This is a genomic window from Nocardia lijiangensis NBRC 108240, assembly GCF_001613045.1.
Lineage (GTDB): Bacteria > Actinomycetota > Actinomycetes > Mycobacteriales > Mycobacteriaceae > Nocardia > Nocardia lijiangensis.
Genome location: NZ_BDBP01000044.1, coordinates 58,432 through 77,483, shown reverse-complemented (window position 1 = coordinate 77,483; position 19,052 = coordinate 58,432). Strand labels below are relative to the sequence as shown.

17 protein-coding genes and 1 pseudogene are annotated in these 19,052 nt (G+C 69.7%); 9 read left to right on the top strand and 9 right to left on the bottom strand.

Annotated elements, in window-relative coordinates; genetic code table 11:
• Nucleotides 1–424, bottom strand: a pseudogene (locus tag NL1_RS17690) (RsbRD N-terminal domain-containing protein); the annotation flags it as partial.
• A 103-nt stretch (nucleotides 425–527) separates the two neighbouring features.
• Complete coding sequence (locus tag NL1_RS17685; RefSeq protein WP_067840743.1) at nucleotides 528–1,973, bottom strand: metallophosphoesterase; 1,446 nt, start codon at nucleotides 1,971–1,973, stop codon at nucleotides 528–530.
• Nucleotides 1,974–2,071: 98 nt separating this feature from the next.
• Between NL1_RS17685 and NL1_RS17680 the strand changes: the two genes are divergently transcribed.
• The 4 genes from NL1_RS17680 to NL1_RS17665 all read left to right on the top strand — a co-directional run bounded on the left by NL1_RS17680 (nucleotide 2,072) and on the right by NL1_RS17665 (nucleotide 5,231).
• Nucleotides 2,072–2,341 (top strand): DUF2277 domain-containing protein, encoded by a 270-nt coding sequence (locus tag NL1_RS17680; protein ID WP_067840741.1) that lies wholly within the window; start codon nucleotides 2,072–2,074, stop codon nucleotides 2,339–2,341.
• A gap of 112 nt (nucleotides 2,342–2,453) precedes the next feature.
• Nucleotides 2,454–3,074 carry a methyltransferase domain-containing protein gene (locus tag NL1_RS17675; RefSeq protein WP_084510704.1) on the top strand — a complete coding sequence of 207 codons (621 nt, stop codon included), beginning with the start codon at nucleotides 2,454–2,456 and terminating at the stop codon, nucleotides 3,072–3,074.
• A 70-nt stretch (nucleotides 3,075–3,144) separates the two neighbouring features.
• Entirely contained in the window at nucleotides 3,145–4,320 is a 1,176-nt protein-coding gene (locus NL1_RS17670; RefSeq protein ID WP_067840748.1) for an NAD(P)/FAD-dependent oxidoreductase, read from the top strand.
• Entirely contained in the window at nucleotides 4,317–5,231 is a 915-nt protein-coding gene (locus tag NL1_RS17665; protein WP_067840738.1) for an RNA polymerase sigma-70 factor, read from the top strand. The genes NL1_RS17670 and NL1_RS17665 overlap by 4 nt, the downstream gene beginning before the upstream one ends.
• A gap of 94 nt (nucleotides 5,232–5,325) precedes the next feature.
• Here NL1_RS17665 and NL1_RS17660 read toward each other — a convergent pair whose 3' ends face one another.
• A complete protein-coding gene (locus tag NL1_RS17660; RefSeq protein WP_067840736.1) occupies nucleotides 5,326–6,471 on the bottom strand; it encodes an acyl-CoA dehydrogenase family protein in 1,146 nt (381 codons plus the stop codon).
• Between the two features lie 130 nt (nucleotides 6,472–6,601).
• Here NL1_RS17660 and NL1_RS17655 point away from each other — a divergent pair, with 130 nt between their 5' ends.
• Entirely contained in the window at nucleotides 6,602–7,315 is a 714-nt protein-coding gene (locus tag NL1_RS17655; RefSeq protein WP_067840747.1) for a TetR/AcrR family transcriptional regulator, read from the top strand.
• Between the two features lie 10 nt (nucleotides 7,316–7,325).
• On the opposite strand, the gene NL1_RS17650 is transcribed toward NL1_RS17655, so the two are convergent.
• Both NL1_RS17650 and NL1_RS17645 read right to left on the bottom strand, forming a co-directional pair.
• On the bottom strand, nucleotides 7,326–8,048 hold the full coding sequence (locus NL1_RS17650; RefSeq protein WP_067840734.1) for a Mut7-C RNAse domain-containing protein: 723 nt from the start codon (nucleotides 8,046–8,048) through the stop codon (nucleotides 7,326–7,328).
• A 52-nt stretch (nucleotides 8,049–8,100) separates the two neighbouring features.
• Complete coding sequence (locus tag NL1_RS17645; RefSeq protein ID WP_373862568.1) at nucleotides 8,101–8,835, bottom strand: PaaX family transcriptional regulator C-terminal domain-containing protein; 735 nt, start codon at nucleotides 8,833–8,835, stop codon at nucleotides 8,101–8,103.
• Between the two features lie 209 nt (nucleotides 8,836–9,044).
• Between NL1_RS17645 and NL1_RS17640 the strand changes: the two genes are divergently transcribed.
• Together NL1_RS17640 and NL1_RS17635 are read left to right on the top strand one after the other, a co-directional pair.
• Nucleotides 9,045–10,673, top strand: coding sequence for an acyl-CoA dehydrogenase family protein (locus NL1_RS17640; protein WP_067840731.1), 1,629 nt, complete (start codon nucleotides 9,045–9,047; stop codon nucleotides 10,671–10,673).
• A 35-nt stretch (nucleotides 10,674–10,708) separates the two neighbouring features.
• Nucleotides 10,709–11,752: a crotonase/enoyl-CoA hydratase family protein gene (locus tag NL1_RS17635; protein WP_067840729.1), complete on the top strand. Its 1,044-nt coding sequence runs from the start codon at nucleotides 10,709–10,711 to the stop codon at nucleotides 11,750–11,752.
• 11 nt (nucleotides 11,753–11,763) lie between these two features.
• On the opposite strand, the gene NL1_RS17630 is transcribed toward NL1_RS17635, so the two are convergent.
• The 3 genes from NL1_RS17630 to NL1_RS17620 form a co-directional block, all read right to left on the bottom strand.
• Nucleotides 11,764–11,976 (bottom strand): DUF8691 family protein, encoded by a 213-nt coding sequence (locus NL1_RS17630; protein ID WP_067840728.1) that lies wholly within the window; start codon nucleotides 11,974–11,976, stop codon nucleotides 11,764–11,766.
• Between the two features lie 103 nt (nucleotides 11,977–12,079).
• Nucleotides 12,080–14,854 carry a helix-turn-helix transcriptional regulator gene (locus NL1_RS17625; RefSeq protein WP_156094923.1) on the bottom strand — a complete coding sequence of 925 codons (2,775 nt, stop codon included), beginning with the start codon at nucleotides 14,852–14,854 and terminating at the stop codon, nucleotides 12,080–12,082.
• A gap of 226 nt (nucleotides 14,855–15,080) precedes the next feature.
• Nucleotides 15,081–15,512: a GAF domain-containing protein gene (locus NL1_RS17620; RefSeq protein ID WP_067840724.1), complete on the bottom strand. Its 432-nt coding sequence runs from the start codon at nucleotides 15,510–15,512 to the stop codon at nucleotides 15,081–15,083.
• A gap of 791 nt (nucleotides 15,513–16,303) precedes the next feature.
• Here NL1_RS17620 and NL1_RS17615 point away from each other — a divergent pair.
• Nucleotides 16,304–16,507: a hypothetical protein gene (locus NL1_RS17615; protein ID WP_156094922.1), complete on the top strand. Its 204-nt coding sequence runs from the start codon at nucleotides 16,304–16,306 to the stop codon at nucleotides 16,505–16,507.
• Nucleotides 16,508–16,614: 107 nt separating this feature from the next.
• Here NL1_RS17615 and NL1_RS17610 read toward each other — a convergent pair whose 3' ends face one another.
• Complete coding sequence (locus NL1_RS17610; RefSeq protein ID WP_067840721.1) at nucleotides 16,615–18,660, bottom strand: M3 family metallopeptidase; 2,046 nt, start codon at nucleotides 18,658–18,660, stop codon at nucleotides 16,615–16,617.
• 97 nt (nucleotides 18,661–18,757) lie between these two features.
• On the opposite strand from NL1_RS17610, the gene NL1_RS38600 reads away from it, so the two are divergent.
• Nucleotides 18,758–18,922, top strand: coding sequence for a hypothetical protein (locus NL1_RS38600; RefSeq protein WP_169813590.1), 165 nt, complete (start codon nucleotides 18,758–18,760; stop codon nucleotides 18,920–18,922).
• The last annotated feature ends 130 nt before the right edge of the window (nucleotides 18,923–19,052 follow it).

The following is a 19,052-nucleotide window of genomic DNA, read 5'->3' as shown; positions in this document are numbered from 1 at the left end:
CGGGTTCGTAGGCATCCAGCACCCGGTTCAGCAGCTCGAAATCGGACTGGTACTTCTCGAACAGCGAGCGGGCCAGCACATCTCGCAGCAGGAGCACGATGCCGAGCACCTCGTCGGTCTCGACTCCGCGCGGGAAGATGCGCTCGGACAGGTCGCGCGCGTAGGCCTGCAGCGCCTCGACCGAACCGGTCTCCAGCACGGCCACGTAGTTGTCGTAGACCGCGGTGACCTCGGAGAACATTTCCTCGGCCGACATCGCGGTGAGCAGCTGAGCCTCGGTGATGCGGCGCGCCCACTCCTCGCGCAGCGCCGTCCGATTCTGTCTGAGGTGCTGCACCAGTTCCGAGAGGAGGCCTACCCCGCTGCCGTTCGCGCCGATTTCGGCCGCTACGGGGTTGAACACACCGGACACATGGTCCTCCATCGATTTCGCACCGAGCGCCGTCATCGGTGCCTGTCGAATCGTATACCTCGCCGTCCCCGTGCGCCGCGTTTCACCGGCGACGCGCCATCTTCCCTGCGGTGTGTCAAGCATGTGCCGCGGCGAGCTCGACGACGGTGATCTCGGAGGGCGCGCCGACCCGGACGGGCGGCCCCCACGCACCGGCCCCGCGCGTCACGTACAGCTGGGTGTCGCCGTAGCGCTCCAGTCCGGCGACGGTCGGATTCGCCAGCGCGGCGAGGAAATTCCCGGGCCAGAGCTGGCCGCCGTGGGTGTGCCCCGACAGTTGCAGGTCGACGCCGTGGGCCACGGCGTCGTGGATCTGGATGGGCTGGTGCGCCAGCAGGACCGCGGTGCGCGCCGGATCGCGATCGCCGAGCGCCTTGTCGAAATCCGGTCCCTGCCCGATGCGTTCGCCCTGCACGTCGTTGACGCCGGCGAGGTCGAAGCCGGGCAGTTCGGTCCGGTCGTTGGCGAGCAAGTGCAGCCCGAGATCCTGCACGTGCTCGATCCATTCTTCCGCTCCGGAGAAGTATTCGTGGTTGCCGGTGACGAAATACGCGCCGTGCCTGGCGCGCAGCCGGGCCAGCGGTTCCACCGCGGGGCGCAGGTCCTCGACGCTGCCGTCCACCAGGTCGCCGACCACCGCGATGAGATCGGGCTGGGTGTCGTTGATCGTGCGGACCACCCGCTCGGCGAAGCCCCGGCCCAGGATCGGACCCAGGTGCACATCGCTGACCACGGCGATCCGGAATCCGTGCGCCGAACGGGGGAGCCTGGCCAGCGGTACGGTCAGCCGCTTCACCTGCGGTCCGTTCAGGACGCCGTACGCGCCGACGCCGACGGTGCTCGCGGCGGTGAGCGCGGCGGTCCCGGCCACCGCGCGGGACACGAAGATCCGCCGCGATATCGGCTTGGGAGTGGCGGTAACCGCTTGCGTCGCTTCGGTATCGACGGCGGTACCGGCTTGCTTGCGAGCGCTCGCAGCGTCGGCAGGTTCTCGGGTCTGCTGCGCCGGAGCTGCCGACGCGGAAGTTCGGCCTCGATCCGTCGGCGTGCTTGCCCCTTTGGCGGATGCTGCGTGACTCGTAGCCGGTGTGGCTGCTGACTCGGTCGGCCCGTCGGCCGGTTCTGCGCCCGGTGCGGTCGAAGTGTTTGCCGCGTAGGCGGATTCGTCCCGCTGCGTCGAAGCGGTTGTGTCCTCGGCGGATTCGCGCGCGAACCAGCGCAGCAGCAGTGGCCGCAGCGCCTCGCCCACCAGCAGCGCGAGCAGCAGATACACCAGCAGCGCGCCCCACAGATAGCCGGGCCAGGCGACAGCCCGCACGAGGGGGAACGGGAGTCCGGCCGATTCGCCGACGGACGCGCCGATCAGCAGCAGCGGACCCGCCGCAAGCACCGCGGTCCCGATCCGCCGCGCCACCGTCCGCGGCGCGGTCGTGTCCCGCACCATGCGCCGCCACAGATACCAGTGCAGCCCGGCGAACACCGCGAGCACCCCGACGCCGACGAGCACCGCAACAACGATCACCGCGCCCCCTCTCCCTCCCGTACCGACCGTCCCGACCTTACGCCGGACCGCGCGGCAGAGCCCGGGGCGATGTCGTACACCCTCGGTAGCCTCGAAGCATGTGCCGAAACATCACTGCCCTGCGCGGGCTGGAGCCCGCGGCGACACCGGAGGAGATCGAGGCGGCGGCGCTGCAGTACGTGCGCAAGGTCGCCGGCCTGTCCAGCGTCTCCGCGGCGACGCGTCCGGTGGTGGAGTCCGCGGTGGCCGACATCGCCGCGGTGACGACCCGCCTGCTCGCCGAGCTGCCGGACCGCAAGGTGCCGCCGAAGGCGGTGCCGCCGCTGCGCCGCCCCGAAGTGCAGGCCAGGATCGCCGCGCGGGGCTGAGCCGCCCGCCGAAAATCGGATGCGTCCGCCGCCGCGTCTGGTTACTGTCGCGTCCATGCGAATCGTCAGCGGCAAGAAGATCCGCGATGTGGACGTCGGTTAAGCCCGAGACCTGATCGGCCGCCATTCGGCGGTCCAGATCGACCTGGGTACGGGCGACGGGCGCGCGGTGCTCGCCGCGGCGACCGCCGACCCGGAGCGTCTGGTGATCGGCGTGGACGCCCATGCGGCGGGCATGTCCGAGGCCTCCCGCAAGGCCGCCCGCGGCAAGCTCCCGAACGCGTTGTTCGTGGTGGCGGCCGCCGAGCGGCTGCCACCGGAACTGGACGGCGTCGCCGACGCGGTCACCGTGTATTTCCCGTGGGGCTCGCTGCTGCGCGGCGTGGTCACCGCGGATCCGGTGATCGTCGCGGGGCTCGCGCGGCTGCTGAAGCCGCGCGCCTCGCTGTCGATTCTCGTCTCGGTGATCGAGCACGACCGCGGATCCGGTCTGCCGCCGATCGACGAGAACGATCTGCGCGGCCTCGCCGCACCCTTTGCGACACAAGGCCTCACGATCACCGGCGTGAGGCAGGCGAGCGCCGCCGACATCGCGGCCACCGGTTCCTCGTGGGGCAAGCGCCTCGGTGCGGGATCGCAGCGCAGCGCCTGGCGGATAGCCGCGCGCCGCGCCGGGCGGTGCCCGCGTGAGGATGGCCAGGGAAGTCGCTGTGGTGCGGATCACTCTCCGTGATGTCACGGCGGCGCGCACAGAATCCGTCTCGAGTCTGTCAGCGAACGATTCGACAGCGAAGGACGCGATGATGACCGAGATCCTGATCCTGGGCGCAGGCTACGCGGGCATGACGGCGGCGACAGCCTTGGCCGCCCGTACCCGCAAGCGTGACGATGTGCGCATCACGCTGGTCAATCCACAGACCCGGTTCACCGAGCGCTTGCGCCTGCACCAGACCGCGGCGGGCGAGGAAGTGGCCGATTTCCAGATTCCCGACATGATCGAGGGTATGGGTGTCGAGTTCGTGCAGGGCTGGGTGACGGCGATCGACGCCGCCGCGCAGACGGTCCTGGTCGACGGCGCCCGCACCCTGCGCTACGACACCCTGGTCTACGCCCTGGGCAGTGTCGCCGACACCGAGTCCGTCCCCGGCGTCGCCGACCACGCGCACACCCTCTACAACCTCGCCGAGGCGCGGCAGCTCGCGTCGCGGCTGCATCGCCTCGAGGCGGGCGCCCACGTGGTGGTCTGCGGCACCGGGCTCACCGGTGTGGAGTCCTCCGCCGAGCTCGCCGACCGGTACCCCGGCCTGCGCGTCACCCTGCTCGGCCGGGCGGAGCCGGGCGCGGCGCTGAGCGAGAAGGCGCGCACGTATCTGCAGGACGGGCTGGCACGGCTCGGCGTCACCGTGCGCACGGGCGTGGAGGTCGCGAAGGTCGGGCCGGACACCGTCGAGTTCGTCGGCGGCGATTACCTGCCCGCCGACGTGGTGCTGTGGACCGCGGGCGTGCGGGTCTCGCCGCTGGCCGAGCAGGCGGGACTGACGGTCGACGACCGCGGCCGGATCATCACCGACACGGTGCTGCGCTCGGTGTCGCACCCGAACGTCTACGCCATCGGCGACGCGGCCGCGGTGCGGCAGAACTACGGCGTCATCCACGGCACCTGCCAGAGCGGCATGCCGACCGGAGCGCACGTGGCGCTGTCCATCGCGCTCGATCTGAAAGGCAAGCAGCCCAAGCCCTTCCGGTTCGGATACTTCCACCTCCCGATCAGCCTCGGCCGCGGCGACGCGGTCGTGCAGTTCACCAGGCCCGACGACAGCGCGAACCGGTTCGTGCTCACCGGCAAGCGCGCGGTGTCCTACAAGGAGGCCGTCAACGCCGCGCCGTGGGACGTGTTCACCCGGGTGAAGAAGTACGGCGCGGTGGCTTCGGCGGTGTGGCGCAAGGGCGGTCGCAGCACCAGGATCGAGGCGGCATGACCGACCGGGATCAGGAAACCTTCGCCGAGTACCGGAATCTGTTGTTCGCGGTCGCCTATCGGATACTCGGCACCGCCGCCGACGCCGAGGACGTCGTGCAGGACGCGTGGTTCAAGTGGTCGGCGGCGGACCGGTCCGCGGTCACCGATCCCAAGGCGTACCTGGCCAGGATCGTGTCGAATCTGGCGATGGATCGGCTCCGCTCGGTGCAGCACAAGCGGGAAACCTATGTGGGCCCGTGGCTTCCGGAGCCGATCCTCACCACCGGCGACACCGCCGACGCGGTGGCGGGCGCCGATTCGGTGTCGCTGGCCATGCTGGTCGTGCTGGAGACGCTCAGCCCGTTGGAGCGATCGGTGTTCGTGCTGAAGGAGGTGTTCGACTTCAGTTACGCCGAAATCGCGGTGGCCGTGGAACGTTCGGAGGCCGCGGTGCGGCAGGCGGCGCTGCGGGCGCGCAAGCACGTGCACGCCCGCAGGCCACGGTTCGAGGAGGACAGCGCCACCAAACAGCAAGCCACCGAGCGATTTCTGAGCGCGGCCACCGGCGGTGACATCAACGCGCTGATGGAGCTGCTCGCTCCGGACGTCACGCTGTGGACCGACGGCGGAGGCAAAGTGCGCCAGGCACTGCGCCCGATCGTCGGCGCGGGCACCGTGGCGGCGTGGTTCGCCGGTCTGGCCCGGCCGCGAACCTACGAAGGCGTCGAGATCTCCGAGATGACCGTCAGCGTGCTGCCGGTCAACGGCGGGCCCGGCATCGTGTTCACCGGGGCGGGCCGGGTGATCGCGGTGATCACCCTGGATCTGGACGAGCACGGCCGGGTCGTCGCGGTGCACAACATCGCGAACCCGGACAAGCTCGGGGCCATCGCGGGCGGCGCCGCGCACGACGTCGGTCCGCACCGCTGATGCGACACGGACACCGCGTCGCCGCGCGACGGCCCGTCTCGGTGTCGAATACCGTTGTGCCGCAGCCGATGCCGGGCGGCACAACGGTGTTCTCTCACAGCGACCTTGCGATGATTTCCTTCATGATCTCGTTGGTGCCCGCGTAGATCATCTGCACCCGGTTGTCGACCCACATGCGCGAGATCGGGTATTCGGTCATGTACCCGTAGCCGCCGTGCAGCTGGAGGCATTCGCTGGCGACCGACATGGCGCGCTCGGTGGTCCACCACTTCGCCATCGCCACGGTCGGGATGTCGAGTTCGCCCTCGATGTGCTTGGCGATGCAGTCGTCGGTGAAGACGCGCGCGATCTTCGCCTCGGTGGCGACCTCGGCCAGCTTGAACTTCGAATTCTGGAAGCCGAAGACCGGGCGGCCGAACGCCTCGCGCTCCTTGGTGTAGCGCAGCGTGTGCTCCAGCGCGGTCTCCATGCCCGCCACCGAGCCGACGGCGATGATCAGGCGCTCCTGCGGCAGCTGCTGCATGAGCTGGACGAAGCCCTGGCCCTCCTGCGCGCCGAGCAGGTTGGCGACCGGGATGCGCACGTCTTCGAAGAACAGCTCGGAGGTGTCCTGGCCCTTCTGGCCGATCTTGTCCAGCACCCGGCCGCGGCGGAAGCCCGCGCGGTCGGCCTCGACGAGTACCAGGCTGATGCCCGCCGCGCCCTGGCTGGTGTCGGTCTTGACCACGACGATGATCAGGTCGGCCTGGGCGCCGTTGGTGATGAAGGTCTTGGATCCGTTGACGACGTACTCGTCGCCGTCGCGGACCGCCTTGGTCTTGACGCTCTGCAGGTCGGAGCCGGTGCCCGGCTCGGTCATCGCGATCGCGCCGACGACCTCGCCGCTGGCCATCTTCGGCAACCAGTGCAGCTTCTGCTCCTCGGTGCCGTAGGCGAGCAGGTAGTGCGCGACGATGCCGTTGTGCAGGCTCTGGCCCCACGCGGTGTCGACCACCCTGGCCTGCTCCTCGATCAGCACGGCCTCGTGCGCGAAAGTGCCGCCGCCACCGCCGTACTCCTCCGGGATGGACAGGCAGAGCAGGCCCAGTTCGCCCGCCTTGTTCCACAGGTCGCGGTCGACGTGGTGCTGGGCGATGTACTTGTCGACGTTGGGCGCGACTTCCTTCTCGAAGAAGGCGCGCGCGAGTTCACGCAGCGCGTCCAGGTCGTCGTTCATCCAACACGACCGGTAGGCGGCCATCGAGACTCCTTAGGCTCGGCGTATTACTGGCAATACTTGTGACCAGTGTTTACGGGTACAGTGTGTACCATCGCTTGCGCTGGGACAAGACGGGAACTCGAGACCGAAGGCGTCGGATACGGTGGGCCGCGTGGGACGACAGCGCTGGACCGACACCGCCGAAACCCGCCGCTCGGGCGCGCGCGGGCCCGGCGGCGTCGAACGCCGCCGAGCGCTGGTGGCGGCGGCCGTCGCAGCCATCGAAGAGCATGGGCCCGACGCCTCGATCGGGCAGATCGCCGACCACGCCGGACTGGTGCGCACGCACGTCTACCGGCACATCGCGGGCAAAGAGGAACTCGACCGCGCGGTCGCGCGCCACGCGCACGCGGAACTCACCGCCCGCATCCGCGCCACCTTCGACGTCGACGGCACGCCGATCGACGTCATCCGGGCTCCCATCGCCGAACACGTCGCCTGGGCGGGGGAGCACCCGAATCTGTATCGCTTCCTCGTGGAGCGCAACTACCGCCTCGGCAACGACGAACCGCGCGTCGGCGGCAGTGCCTTCGCCTCCGAGATCTTCACCGCCGCAACGCGATACATTCCGCGCTTCGGTTCCGACCGGGCCGCGGCGGAGCGGCTCATCATCGCGCTGCTCGGGCTGATCGACGCCTCCGTGCGCTGGTGGCTGACGCATCGGGAGAGCACGCGGGAGGAACTGGTCGACCAGCTCACCGCCGAGGCATGGCTGCTGATCGACCACCGGCTGCGCGCGCTCGGCATCGAGCTCGACCCGGCGGCGCGGCTGCGGGATCTGCTGATCGCCGGGGAGGACTACCGCGGCGAGACGGGCGCGACGTGAGGCCGCTCGGTCACGACCCGAACTTCCGCTGCGCGTGCGCGACGATCGCGTCGAGCCGGGCGTGATGCGCACCCTTCCAATAGGTTTGGCCGCAGTCCACGCACTGCGCGAAGGTGTCGTAGGTCTGTTCGGTCTGGTCCGGCAATCGTCCGCGCATCGCCGTCTTGTCGGCCTCGCGTAGCAGGCCGTTGCAGGTGGTGCATCGCGTCCACGGGGCGAGGCCGGGGGTGAAACGCGAGAGCACGTCGTCGAGTTGCTCGGCGGGCTGGTGGCTGTACACGTAAGCGCCCGCGTAGATTTCGCGCCGCCGCAGCAGTCCGCGGTCACGGGAGAGCAGGATTCGCCGCTCGGCGGCCGAGCGCGCCGCCAGCGCGGCGTCCCCGATATCGGGATTCTCGTAGGCGGCATCGACGCCGAGCAGCCGCAGCCGCCGCGCCAACGTGCCCAGGTGGATGTCGAGCAGGAAGCGCATCGGCTCGGGCATCGGCTGCGGACGTGTCACCGCACGCACCACGAGCGAATCCCCGTCGACGGGCACATACGCGGGCCCCACCGTCTCGGCGTTCACGACCAACGCCCCCACTTCGGTGAGCGGAACCCCGAGCGACTCCACCACATGCCCCACGCTCGACACCCCGTCGACGCGCACCCTCGACGCACCCCCGCGCAACCCGGCGGCCACGAACGGCGCCAACTCGGATGCGAATTCGACCGTGACCTCCCCGATGCCCATCCAGCAAGCATGCCAGGCCGCGCCCCCTCGAGCAGGTCGACGACCGGTGCGCCTATCGCTGTCTCGGCGCGCCGCTGCGCATCAGCGCCTCGGCGAACTCCGCGAATTCCGTGCGGAAGGCCAGGTACGCCTCGCGTAGTTCGCGGCCGGGCCAGGGGCGGGGGAGGAGTTCGGTGGGCAGCATCGGGTCGTTGAGGATGTGCCGGACGGTCGCGGCGGCGATTTCGAAGCGGTCGCCGATGGATTCGGCGGCCGCCATGGCGGACAGCAGCAGCCGGGCGTCCTCGGCCCAGGCCTCCGGGTGGAAGAGCCGTCCGGCGAGTTCGCGGTCCGGTTCGCCAGGGTGGCCGGTGAAGACGGTCATCCGGCGGGCCGCGGCGGCGGGGAACTCGGTGCCGAGATTGTCCGGGCGGGTCCACACGCCCTCGCGCAGTTCGCCGAACTTCTTGGCGCGCAATATTTCCCGGAGCGCGGCCCGGTCGGTGGAGTCGTCGGCGCCGACGGTGACGATGGCCAGCCGCCAGGTTCCGTCCCATGCGCCGGTGGGCGGGTGCATGGCCTCGTCCTGCCGGTGCTGGCGTTCGATCAGCCGCGGCGCGAGGCGATAGGCGCTGTCGCGGCGCTCCAGATCGCCGCCCGCGACCATGCGGGTCAGCGCCGCGCGCACCGCCGACTCCTGAAGTCCGAGCCCGATCGCCACCCGCACGATCCAGCTGACCGGCGCCTCCGCGGGATGCGCACCGAGCAGCGCACTGAGGATCGCCGACCGCGCGGTGAGCTTGCGCACCGGCGTCCCCTGCGAATCCATGAGCCGATGCTAGTCAACCGGCCGCACGCCCGAAGCGGCCCCGGCACCCCACACACCGCGTCAACCCTTCACACAGCCGGTGCCGTTGTGCGGGGTGCGGACGGGCTGTGGGAGCAACTCCCCGGGTGGGTATTGCAATGGTGTGGCGCGTGACAGAGGATTGTAATAGTCGAGAGGACGGGGTTGCCATGGCGACGCATGAGGTGACGAATCAGGTTCCGCCGCTGGTGGATTACGACGCGGCCGAGCAGCCGGTGATTCTGGAGGCCTTGCGCAGGGCCGGAGCCGAGCGAGCCATCGAGGACGTGCGCGCGGTCGGCAGGCTGGCGGGTAGCGCCGAAGCGCAGGCGCTCGGCGACCTCGCCGAGGCGCACCCGCCGGTGTTGCGCACCCACGACCGCTACGGGAACCGGATCGACGAGGTCGAATACGACCCGAGCTATCACCGGTTGATGGAGTACGCGGTGGGCTTCGGCCTGCACGGCGCGCCATGGGCCGACTCCGGTCCGAGCCCGCACCTGGTCCGCGCCGCGAAGATGAGCGTGTGGAGCCAGGTCGACGCCGGGCACGGCTGTCCGATCTCGATGACCTACGCCGTGGTGCCCGCGCTGCGCGCGAACGCCGAGCTGGCGGCGCAGTACGAGCCGCTGCTCGTCGCCAAGGAATACGACCCCGGCCTGCGCGTGCCGTCGACCAAACGCGGAATCGTCGCGGGCATGTCGATGACCGAGAAGCAGGGCGGATCGGACGTCCGCGCGAACACGACGACCGCGACGCCGAGCGCGGACGGCACCTACCGCATCACCGGGCACAAATGGTTCACCTCGGCGCCCATGTCGGACATCTTCCTGGTGCTGGCGCAGGCGCCGGGCGGACTGTCGTGCTTCTTCGTGCCGCGCGTGCTGCCCGACGGCACCCGCAACACCTTCAACCTCCAGCGCCTGAAGAACAAACTCGGCAACCACTCCAACGCGAGCAGCGAGGTCGAGTACGACGACACCGTCGGCTGGCTGGTCGGCGAGGAGGGCCGCGGCGTCCCGACGATCATCGAGATGGTGAACCTGACCAGGCTCGACTGCACACTCGGCTCGGCTTCCGGGATGCGCGCGGGCGTCGCCATGGCCGTGCACCACGCCACTCATCGCCGCGCGTTCGGCGCGCACCTGATCGACCAGCCGCTGATGCGAAACGTGCTCGCCGACCTTGCGCTGGAGGCCGAAGGCGCGACCACCGTCGGGCTGTGGCTCGCCGAGGTGACCGACCGGGCCGTGTCCGGCGACGAGACCGCCGATCGGCTGCGCCGGATCGCCTTGGCGGTCAGCAAGTACTACGTGTGCAAGCGCGGGCCGATCCACGCCGCCGAAGCACTGGAGTGCCTCGGCGGCAACGGATACGTCGAGGAATCGCGGATGCCGAGGCTGTACCGGGAGGCGCCGCTGATGTCGGTGTGGGAGGGCTCGGGCAATGTGGCCGCCCTCGACACGTTGCGCGCGCTGGCCAAACAGCCGGACACCCTCGGCGTCTTCTTCGACGAGGTCGAGCGCGCCCGCGGCGCGGACGCCAGGCTCGATGCCGCGATCGCCGATCTGCGCGGACGGTTCGCCGACTTCGACACGATCCAGTACCGCGCCCGCCGCGTCGTCGGCGAGATGGCGCAGGTGCTGCAGGCCTCGCTGCTGGTGCGGTACGGACACCCGGCGGTCGCCGACGGGTTCACCGTCAGCAGGCTCGGCCACGATCACGGCGACGTGTTCGGAACTCTGCCCCACGGCGTCGACACGGGGGCCATCATCGAACGCGTCACGCCCAAGTTCTGATCAAGCATCCGTCCGATCGTCGAAGGGAATTCCCGTTGCCCGACTACACCGACCACGCAGGCACCCGCCCGGCCGCCTGGTACGAAGGCCTGACCGAAGGCAAGGACTCCTTGTTCGCCGACCGGGAGCAGGCACAGGCCGACATCCGGTACCGAACCCTGACCTACGAGGTCACCGATCGGGTCGCGCGCATCACCTTCGACCGCCCCGAACACGGCAACGCGATCACCGCGGACACCCCGATCGAACTCGCCGCGGCGGTCGAGCGGGCCGACCTGGACCCGCGCGTGCACGTGATCCTGGTGTCCGGGCGCGGCAAAGGTTTCTGCGGCGGCTACGACCTGTCGATCTTCGCGGAGAACGGCTTCGCGCCCGAGGGCGGCGCGGCGCCGGTGGACGGCACCGTCCTCGATCCGGCCGTGCAGGCGCGCAACCACAATCCCTGGGGCACCTGGGATCCGATGGTCGACTACCAGATGATGAGCCGCTTCAACCGCGGCTTCTCCAGCTTGCTGCACGCGAACAAGCCGACCGTGGCCAAACTGCACGGCTTCGCGATCGCGGGCGGCACCGACATCGCGCTGTTCGCCGACCAGATCATCTGCGCCGATGACACCAAGATCGGCTACCCGCCCACCCGCGTCTGGGGCATCCCGGCGGCGGGCATGTGGGCGCACCGGCTGGGCGACCAGCTCGCCAAGCGGCTGCTGTTCACCGGCGACTGCCTCAGCGGCAAGCAGGCCGCGGAATGGGGTCTCGCCGTCGAATCGTGCCCGGCCGAGGAACTCGACGAGCGCACCGAAGCGCTGGTTGCCCGGATCGCGCGGATGCCGGTCAACCAGCTCATCATGGCCAAGCTCGCGCTCAACAGCGCGCTGCTCGCGCAGGGCGTGGCCACCTCGGGCATGGTCAGCACCGTGTTCGACGGCATCTCCCGGCACACCCGCGAGGGCTATGCCTTCCAGTTGCGCGCGGCCACCGTGGGATTCCGGGAGGCGGTGCGCGAGCGCGACGAGCCCTACGGCGACTGGAAGCGGGCGCAGTTCCGTGCCTCCGGCGAGGAGGACACCCAGCGCTGACGTGCGCGGCGTCAGTCCGGCAGCTGGCGCATCTCGAGCAGGGTGAGGCCGAGGTTGTCGATCATGGCCAGGATGGCGCGCATCGCGGTCGGATCGGGCACCGGCCCGAACAGCGAGGTGGTGCCGATGCTGGATTGTGCGGCGTCGAGGTCGGGGAAGGCGGCCAGGGCGCGGTCGGACAGTTCGCCATCGATGACGAACTGGTATCTGGTCGGGACCGGCATGGCTCTCCTCCCTGTGGCTGCGCGATGGTCGAGTCTGGCGCGCCGCACAGACGGCGCGCCTCACACGCCGCGGATGAGATTTCCGGAAAACGATCGCGCGCGGTCAGAGCACGCCGCTGCGCCGGGCGTAGTCGAGCGCGGCGACCCGTGAGTTCGCGCCGAATTTCGTGTAGATCGAGCGCAGATGCGTTTTGACGGTATTGATCGAGACGCCGAGGTCCGCCGCGATCTGCTGGGCCGTCCGGCCGGACGGAAGATGTTTGAGCACGGTCATCTCGGCATCGGTCAGCGCCGGATGCGTCGAGCTGCGGGCGGCGTTGCGATTCTGCCGCACGATATCGCCGAACGCGTCGAAGCGACCGAATCGGCCCGCATACACATCGAGCAGTTCTATCGCGTTCGGCACGTCGAGGAAGGGCCGGAGCAGGTGATCGGCGGCGGCGTGCCGCAACGCGTTCTCCAGTCCGCTGCGCGCCTTCGCGCCATTGCCGATCCTGTGGTGCGCGGACGAGTACAGCAACCATCCGGTGACTCGGGTGGACGGCCGCACGACGTCCATCCCGGCCAGCAGCGGTGCGAGCAGCGTCAGCGCGGCCTGGCTGTGCTCGGCCGCCTCGGCCACCGCGGCCCTGGCGATCACGATGTCGGGCAGGTCGCCGAGCAGCTGCTGTGCCCGTTCGGCGAGCAGCTGCGCGGGCAGCGGCTCGTGCATGCCAAGCAGGGCCCACACCACGTGTGGGATCAGGGCGGCGGTCGCGCCGGGCGCGGTGTCCTTGTCGAGCAGCAGTTGCGTGCCGCGGCGCAGGTCGTCGATGGCCGCGCGCCGGTCGGGGGCCTGGTCGACGGCCAGTAGCAGCCCGATCACGTAGCCGTGCCATCCGGCGAGCGGGCTCTCGGACCCGTCCTGCACCGCGTGATGAGCCAGTGCCGCCGCGGCGTGGCTGGGGTCGGGCTGCTCGCCGCGCAGGTAGGCGGCCAGGCCGGCGGCGGTCATCGCCTGCGCCGCGTCCGGTGTGTCGAGCAGGTCGTGCTCGGCGGCGATGACCAGCGCCCGGTTCGCCCGGTCCCGCATCGAGGCGGTGGCCTCGCGCCCGCAGGCGATGAAGGTGAGGCGGGTGAGCGCGCGCAGCGCGAGGCGCGGATGGCCCGCGTGCAACGCCAGCGCGAGACCGCGCAACAGCATTTCCTCGCCCCGGTCGAGTCGTCCGCCGTCCGCCATCGCGGTGGCCGACTGAATCGCCAAGTAGCAGTCGATGTCTGGGTTGCCCGTCGGTGCGGTGTCCACCGTGAGATGACCCGACACCGACCCGGTGGCGGCGGCGGCATCGACCGTCGCGGCGCCGGTCAGTGCGTCGATCCAGTGAGCGGGCGCGAACGAGGGCCTGGGCCGGCGCGACTCGGCGACATCCAGGTAGGCCAGCGCGTCCGCGGCACTGCCGTGGAAGAGGGCGTCGAGGACCCGCAGCAGCCAGACGAAGGGGTCGTCGAGCAGGCTCGGCCGCGCGCGGTGCAGCTCACCGAACAGCGCGGCGCCGTCCCCGTCGAGGACCATCGTCGTCCCGCATTCGGTGAGAAACCCGCGCAGGTGCCGCGGATCGGAGACGTCGAGCAGGTGCGTCAGCGCGTGGCGCGGCAGCCCCGCGGCGCGCAACGCGTTCGCGGTCCGCAGGTGTAGTTCGGAACGGGCCTGCGCGCCGAGCCGGTTCATCTCGGCGAGGAAGTACGCGCGCAGCATCGGATGGAAGGTGAACCAGATGTCGTCGCCGCGCGCGATCGAGGTGACCGGGAAGTTCATCCGGTCCAGCTCGTAGAGCGTGTGCGCGGCCCCGCCGCCGATCAGGTGGTCGGCCATCGACTGGGTGAACGAGGCGGGAACGCTGGTGTAGGTGAGGAATAGCCGCACGTTCAGCGGCAGCGCGCCGATCAGCTCGCCGACCAGGAAGTCGGAGACGGCGCGCGGGGGCCTGGCCAGCACGGCGAGCGCCGCGGAGCGGTCGGGGTTGGCGGCCAGATACATCGCGGCGATGCGGACGAGCGCCGCCCACCCTTTGGTCAGGTCGAGGACCGTGGCGAGTTCGGCGTCGTCGAGTTCGCAGTGGTGTTCGCGGCACAACGCCGCGATCTCCGCGCCGGTCATCGCGAGGTCGGCCGCGCCCCACCGGGTCGATCGCTCGGTCAGCCCGAGCAGATGCCAGCGCAGCGGCGGGTCGAAGCGGCCGGAAACCACCGTGGTGACCATCGGCGGCGCGTGCAGCAGGAAGTGTTCCAGCCCGGCGAGGGCGAGCGGCTCGGTGATCAGGTGCGCGTCGTCGATGACGATCACCGTCGGTGTTTCGCGAACGGTCAACGTCTCGACGAGCTGGGCCGCGTCGAAGCCGGGAGCGCCGACGGACGGGCGGTGCGGCGGCTTCGGCAGTGCCAGCTGTTCGCGCAGTGTCTGCCACAGCGCGGCTCCCGGGTCCTGCTCGGACACCGAGACCCAACCGAGCGCGGGGCGTCGGTCCGCTCGGTCCCGTAGCCTGCTCGCCCAGTCGGCGAGCAGCACGGTCTTGCCGCTCCCGGCGGGCGCGCAAACCAACAGCACCCGCCGCTGGTCGGCCGCGAGGAGCGCATCGAGGCGGTCGATCAGCGTCGACCTGGCAATCGGTGCCGACGAAAACGACGGCATCGCCAGGGGAATTCCGCTGTCGTCAGCGGAGATCGAACGTAGAACGGGGCCGTGCGAGATGGTCACCGTGCCTCCTGGACCGACTGCCGACAACATTTTTCGCGCCTGGCTCAGGAATCTCTGTATTTCGGTTTTCATACTAAAGGTGTCCCGAAGGGAAATGCCGACAGCGCATCCGAATTTCGTGTGGCCCCAGATCGGAGCATGCACTGGCGTGTCATCGGATCGATATCACCGACCGGCATGCAAGGCTTGTCCGGTTGTGCCCACGGAAAACGGAAAGGAGACATGATGACACTCGGTTCCGCCGTGCTGGATTTGGTCACTACGGTGCTCGGAGTCGTCATGGGAATCGTCGAACTCGTTACCGGTTCGGCGTTGTAGGGATTCCTGGCGAAGCTGGAACGCGGGGAGGGGTCCCCTCCCCGCGTCCGCGTCACCCCCGCGCGCGGAAAGCGTTCGTGCGGTGGGAGTACAGGTTCAACAGTCCGAGAACCTGCCCGTCGGAGACGAGCGGATGACAGTACAGCGACCGCACGTCGTGTTCGCACAGGTGGGCGCAGTAGTCGCGCCAGCGCGATTCCGCGGCGAGGTCGCCGATCGAGATCCTCTTGCGCATCCGGATGACGTCCATGCCCGGCGAATCCGGGAAGTCGACGGCGGCCCGCTCGAGTATCGCGGCTTGCCTGCTCGACCAGCCGACGACCTCGAGGCCGTCGAGGCCCCAGGCCGTGATGCCGACCAGGGGATGATCGGGCAGCAGGCGCGCTATGTTCGCGGCCGCCTGCGCGGGTATCGCCGAGGGCTTGTTCGGGAAAAGGGGGACCGAACCGGGGAAATTCGTCGTGCTGGGTCGGGTATCGAGCATTCGGACACCTCACTCCACGGCGCGCACCGGCGGCAGGTCCACACGGACCGACCTGCTGGTGTCTCCGGACGCGCCGACTTGCTGACCACCTTGGAGCTGCCACATCGGCAGCGTCGCCTCGCCCGTCCCCCGAACGGGCTCTTGCCACCCCGGTATGACCGGGGGCGGCGTGAACGGTTGCGCGCCTGGGCTTCTCGAACCGCTACCCAGGGTTCCGGAGAGAACCGTTCACCTTCACGCGGGTCACATGCCACGAAGGAGATGTGACGGCCCCAACATTAACACCGGCTGGTCGGTTCGGGTTCAGCTTTTCGCTGGCTATTTCAGAGAACTGGCATAACCGCTCGTCGAACAGTGCGCTTTCCTAGTGAATATCGTAGCGATGCCGATGCTGCTGGTTGCCGCTCCCCTCGCGGCGGTCGTCTCGATCCGGGTTGGCTCCCGCCGATGTCACGTGGGAAACGTCGCCCCGGTCGTCGGCGGCGCGGTCGGGGTGGTGCTGATCCCTTGCGGTTCGGCGGCATCACCGTTGGCATGTAATCCCACACCGCGCTGGACTTGCCAACCATGAGCCCTGCTCGCGAAACAAGCTGTGCCGCAACGCAAATCACACTATCCGGCCCGCCGGATGTCGCCTCGCCACCCGCAATGACGCGTATTGTTTCCGGTGACCAACTTTCCCTCGTTCTTTCTCCCGATTGTCGAGTGACATCGCGGCGCCGTCGCCCGATACTCGGCTTCATCGGTTGACGGCTACTGCACGGCAACGTCGCTGGCGGAACGGAGTGGACATGCTCGCACATCCCTGCCCGGACGGCGGCCTGCTCGGCCAGAGCGGCGATGCCGGCGTCGTCGCGAAATTCACCGATCGCGCCTTGCGCCGGTTCGCCCAAACCGTCGAAGGTCTGCCCGAGGCCACTCTGGAAGAGATCCTCGCGGTGGTCGACCTCTTTCGCGTCGCCGAAGGTAAGCACATCGGCGTCGGCGACGTCTGAAGGCCGCGCGGGTTCGGCGCGTCCGCTACGGCGAGGTGCGGCGCGCACGACGCCCGCCGGTGGCGGATGCGCGCGGGCGGGCGTCCGCCCCTTTCGTCAGCGGCCGGTCAGACCGCCAGGCCCCGGCGAGCCAGCAGCGGCTCGATCTCGGGGGCACGGCCGCGGAAGGACTCGAACGCCTCCAGCGGGTCCACCGAGCCGCCGCGGGAGAGCAACTCGCGACGGAAGGTCTCGCCTTTCTCGCGGACGGGTGCGGCGCCGTCTTCGAACCACTGCACGGTGTCGGCGTCGAGCACCTCGCTCCAGATATAGGAGTAGTAGCCCGCCGCATAGCCGCCGGAGAAGATGTGCGCGAAGTACCCGGTCCGGTACCGCGGCGGAATCGTCGCCATGGCCACGCCCGCCTGCTCTAGCGCACGCTCCTCGAACGCCTCGGCGTCGGTGCCTGTCAGCGCATCCGGGCCGGGGACGCGGTGCCACGCCCAGTCCAGCAGCGCCGCGGCCAGGTACTCGACGGTGCGGAAACCCTCGCCGAACCGCTCGGCCGCCGCCATCCGCTCGACCAGCTCGGCGGGCATGGGCGCGCCGGTCTCGACGTGCTTGGCGTAGTTGGCCAGCACCTCCGGCCTGCTCATCCACATCTCGTTGACCTGAGAAGGGAATTCGACGAAGTCGCGCGGCACCTCGGTCCCGGCGAAGAAGGGGAACCGCACATCCGAGAACAGGCCGTGCAGCGCGTGCCCGAACTCGTGGAAAAGCGTCCGGACGTTGTCCCAGGTCAGCAGGGCGGGTGCACCCGCGGGTGGCTTCGCGATATTGAGGTTGTTCACCACCACCGGCCGCGTCCCCAACAGCCGGGACTGGCTGACCAGTTCGTTCATCCAGGCCCCGCCGCGCTTCGAGGGCCTGGCGAAGAAATCGCCGAGGAACAGTCCCAGCGCGCTGCCGTCCGCGTCGAACACCTCGAAGACGCGGACCTCCGGGTGATAGCCCACCAGGTCGTCGCGCTCGGCGAAGGTGATCCCGTAGACCTGCTCGGCGGCGAAGAACACCCCGTCCCGCAGCACCCGCTCGAGTTCGAAATAGGGGCGCAGCGCCTCGGCGTCCAGCGAAAACCGTTCCGCCCTCAGCTTTTCCGACCAGAACTGCCAGTCCCAGGCGCGCAGCTCGGCGTCCGCGTCGTCCGCGCGCATGGCCGCAGCGAGCTCCGCCGCCTCCCGTTCGGCGTTGGCGACGGCGGGCGGCACCAGCCGTCCCAGCATGTCCTCCACCGCGCCCGCGGTCTTCGCGGTCTGGTCTTCCACCGCGTACGCCGCGTGGTCCGGGTAGCCGAGCAGCGCCGCGCGCTCGGCCCGCAGGGCGGCGATGCGAACGGCCAGACCGGCGTTGCGGCCGTCCGCGCCGAATCCCCGCCCGAGCGAAGCGGCCAGCATCCTGCGCCGCACGTTGCGGTCGGCCAACTCGGCGAGAACGGGCTGATTCGAGACGTTCTGCAGGCGCAGCGCCCACGCCCCGTCTTTGCCCAGCGAGCGGGCGTTCTCGGCCGCGGCCGTCACCGCGGCGGACCCGAGACCGGCCAGCTCGTCCTCGTGCTCAACGACCAGCGCCGCCGCATTGGTCGCGGCCAACAAGTTCTGTCCGAACTCGGTTGCCGCCGTGGCCAATTCCGCGTTGAGCTCGCGCAACCCGGCCTGCCCCTCGGCATCCAGTCGCGCGCCGGCCCGGACGAACCGGATGTGGTACTGCTCGAGCAGCCGCGCTTCCTCGGCATCCAGCCCTAGCTCGGCCCGCCGCAGATACAGCGAGTCGATCCTGGCGAACAGCTTCGGATCCAGATACACCGCATCGCGATGCGCGGCGAGCCGCGGGGAGATCTCCGCCTCGATCGCCTCGATCCGCTCGCTGGAATCCGAACCGACGATATTGAAGAACACATTCAGCACCCGCGTCAGCAGCGCACCCGAACGTTCCAGCGCCACAACGGTATCGGCGAACGTCGGCACCCCTTCGTCCGCCGTGATCACCCCGATCTCAGCCAGCTGCTCCGCCATCCCCCGCTCGAACGCGGGCAGATAATGCTCGTCGCGGATCTCCGCGAACGGCGGCAGCTCGTAGGGCAGCGCACTGCGCTCGAAGAACGGGTTGCTCGTCATGGGTGAACTCTATGCCCGCCCCGCGCGCCCCGGGCAAGGGTTTTGCGCAGCGCCCGGCCGAAGGACGAGGCCACCCCAGCGCGGCTATCGTGGAGGTGTGGGCGTCATCGGTGAGCTGTTCCCGAGCAAGAAGCTGACGGACGAAAGCAGTGCGGACAGCGACGGGCAGGTGTACGAGCCGCGGCTCGACGTGGACCTGGACGCCGGTGTGGTGCGGTTGTCCCGCCCGGCGCGCGCGGATGGCGACGACCCGGGCGAGTGAACCTGCACCGCCCGGCAGTCGCATTGCATGAATCGCTGTCCCGCACAACCAAGCCCTGGCTCGGCCTCATGATCGAGCGGTGGTCCCGGACGCGCTGATCGGAAGGCAGGACAGGCCGTCGCCGAGTCGA